This is a genomic window from Pseudoalteromonas denitrificans DSM 6059, from assembly GCF_900112265.1.
Classification (GTDB): domain Bacteria; phylum Pseudomonadota; class Gammaproteobacteria; order Enterobacterales; family Alteromonadaceae; genus Pseudoalteromonas; species Pseudoalteromonas denitrificans.
In genome coordinates, this window is record NZ_FOLO01000074.1 from 1 (window position 1) to 3,705 (window position 3,705).

The 3,705-nt window shown below is 35.0% G+C and carries 1 protein-coding gene; it reads left to right on the forward strand.

All coding sequences use genetic code 11. The annotated features are described in order from the left end of the window. Positions 1 to 309: 309 nt before the first annotated feature. Positions 310 to 3,627: a DEAD/DEAH box helicase gene (locus BM088_RS24600; protein ID WP_091991180.1), complete on the forward strand. Its 3,318-nt coding sequence runs from the start codon at positions 310 to 312 to the stop codon at positions 3,625 to 3,627. The last annotated feature ends 78 nt before the right edge of the window (positions 3,628 to 3,705 follow it).

Sequence of the window (3,705 nt, forward strand, 5' to 3'; positions counted from 1 at the left end):
CCAAAACCATTAGCCTAAAGGCCAATCTACAAGAAGTTAATTGTAGGTGAGGCTTAAGCCTTACTCTTTTAAAACCTAAACAGTTAACCTAAAGGACAATCTACAAAAGTTATAACAAGTGTAAATTGGGTATCTTAAATGCCTTAATGTGCACATAACAAAATACAATCATCCTACTTATGAAAAACAAGGCGCTATGATATTATTCTAATAGCATAATGAGTGACACGCGATTATCATTAAATTTAGAAGTATCAATTGCTGAAATTGATATTTATCAACCGACTTACATTTTATAATTAAAGACTTATGGCCAAAATCACTTTTACCCCTGAATTACTTGAAGATCACTTTACCAAAAATGAGTGGCAAAAAGGCACGCGTATTTTTAATGGCAAAGGCATTAAAGCTTGTGCCCTTGACGGTGAAATAATTCGTGGTGTTGTTTTTAGTGAACGCTCAAGCCGGGAAGACTATGCAACACGTTTAGTCTTTAACATTAAATATAATAGTATTGCCAGTTATTGTGATTGTTATGTCGGTCGAGACTGCAAACATGGCGCAGCATTGGCGCTGTATTTTATTCATGAACAATTTAATCATAGCAGCACAGCTTCAACCGAAAAAGTGATTGATAAATGGCTCAATAACTTTAAAGCCCAACCTAGTCGATATCAAACCAATAGCCTTCAAAAGTCGTTATTATATTTTTTAAGGCCCAATATTTATAATGAAGACGACTATTTTACTTTAGATATTAAATCAACTCGACCAAAAAAAAATGGTGGCTGGAGTCGCTCACTTAACAGTGAGTATTCTGCAAGTTCGCTAATTAAAAGTCCTTATGCTACAAACGATGATGTAGCTATACTGACCGAACATATACGCACAAATCAATATGGCGATAGCATTAAATATTTTGATTTGTATGAACGTATTATAAAAACAAACCGCTGCTTTTGGCATGCAAACGACAACTTAAATACACCTATTACTTTAGGCGAGCCAGTAGAAGCACAATGGCAGTGGCTAGCACTTGAAAACAATTTACATACATTAAAGCTAGTTTTAAATCAGCCCTCAAACAGTATTTTAATTATTAAAGCGCAACCACTTTGTTATTATGATGAACAACATAATTGCTTTGGTGAAATTAATACCAATACGCAATGTGATTTTGAGGCAGACTTACTCAACGCCCCTATTTTTGAAGAAGATAAATTACCTTGGGTAATGAATAAATTATCGCTATCGTTAGGTGATGCCCAGCAGCGTTTTCCAAAACCAAAAACAAAATTCTCACAAGAGTTAACAAAACCAGACGTACATTTGCACTTCACGACACCCATAAAAACAAATCCAAAAACGGGATATGTACAAGTTAGTTTTTCATATAAAGGGTATTTAGTTAACCCACATAACGAAAGTACGGTGGTGACACCACAAGAGTTACAAAATAGTAATAACGAAGAGAAGCTTTATCGCGATTTAGCTTTTGAGCAAACAGTTCTCGATAAACTTACCGCATTAAAATTTACCGCAGATCCAAAACGTTACACTTATACTGAACAAGGCTATTTGAATCCTGATAAACCTGCTGAATTTTCAATGCAGATGCCTGGGCGTTATGATTGGTATCATTTTTTACAACAAGAATTATCATTACTTAAAGCCTTAGGTTGGAATATAAGCTTCGCTGATGATTTTTATTATAAAGCCCGCTCTACCGATAGCGTATTTGATGCACACGTCATTGAAACCGACGATCATGATTTTTTCTCCTTAGGATTAAATTTAACCATAGATGGTAAAAAAATGCCTGCGTTCCCTATTCTGCTCAGTGCGATTGAGCAGTTACCGAGGTCGGTACTTTTAGAACGTGAAAAAATAGATAGCGATAAAGCACAGCTTATTACACCAGACGCCCCTATTTATGTTGATTTAGAAAAAGGGGATTTTATTGCCCTGCGTTATCAAAGTGTACAGCCAATTTTAAAGCAGTTTATAGAGCTCTTTATGCCAAATGCTTTAAATGAAGATGGCAACATGGAAATATCGCGTTTTCAAGGACATCAAACCTTATCAATATTAGATAACCAAGGGCTAATATCAACAGGTGCTAATAAATTAAGAGACTTGGCTGATAAACTGAAAAACTTTCAACACGTAACCTCTGTTGCTATACCAAGTGGTTTAAATGCAACTTTAAGAACATATCAGCATCAAGGCTTAAACTGGCTACAGTTTTTAAGGGAATATCAATTAAACGGTATTTTGGCTGATGACATGGGTTTAGGTAAAACCATTCAAACCTTAGCGCACTTATTAATTGAAAAACAACAAGGCCGATTAAATAAGCCAGTATTAATTGTTGCGCCCACTAGTGTTATTTTTAACTGGGCTAATGAAATAGAAAAATTTACCCCTCAACTTACTTATCAAGTATTACATGGCAACAAACGTAAACAACTGTTTGATTGTCTTGAAAGTTCTGAAGATAATGAAAATAAGTTTGATATCATCATTACAAGTTATGCCTTAATTACTAAAGACTTAACACATTATAGTGAGCAAAGATTTTATTACCTTATTCTTGATGAAGCACACTATATTAAAAATACTAAAACTAAATTGTACCAAGCGTTTATGGCGCTTAAAGCGCAGCATAAATTGTGTTTAACAGGCACACCTATGGAAAATCACTTAGGTGAATTTTGGGCACAATTTAATTTTTTACTACCTGGCTTTTTAGGCAGTCAAAAGCAATTTACCAAATTATTTAGAACCCCTATAGAAAAACATGGCGAACATGAACGTAAGCAGTTATTAAATCAGCGTATTAAACCGTTTATTTTACGTAGAACCAAAGACAAAATTGCCACAGAATTACCACCAAAAACTGAAATTATTCAAACCTTACGAATTGAAGGTAAACAAGCAGAGCTATATGAATCTGTGCGTTTAGCCATGGATGGTCGCTTAAAAGACATTATTGCTGAAAAAGGCTTAAAACGCAGTCAAATAGAGGTCTTAGATGCCTTGTTAAAGCTAAGGCAGGTATGTAACCACCCTAAATTACTATCACTTAAAGGCGCTAAAAAAGTAGAACAATCTGCAAAGTTAGAGCATTTAATGGACACACTACCAGAGCAAATTGATGAAGGACGAAAGATAATCATCTTTTCACAATTTACCAGTATGCTTGCATTAATAGAGGTTGAATTAGCAGCATCGGGTATTGGTTTTGTTAAATTAACAGGCGCAACCACAAAAAGACAATTAGTCATTGATAAATTTCAACAAGGTGAAGTGCCTGTATTTTTAATTAGCTTAAAAGCAGGTGGCGTAGGCTTAAACTTAACCGCTGCCGACACAGTGATTCATTTTGATCCTTGGTGGAATCCTGCGGTAGAAAATCAAGCCACAGACAGGGCTTACCGTATTGGGCAAGACAAACCTGTTTTTGTTTACAAATATATTATTGAAAATTCAATAGAAGAAAAAATTCAAAAAATACAGCAAAATAAAGCCGCTCTGGCAAAGGCTTTGTTATCTGAAGAAGTAAGTGAGAGTAAACTGAGTTTAACCGATGATATTTTAGTCTCACTGCTCGAGCCATTAAGTTAATTTTTATTGCATCATAACCTAGCACCTCATAGGTGATACTTTGCCTACATGGATGTTGGTACTAGAGCAATGCAGGAG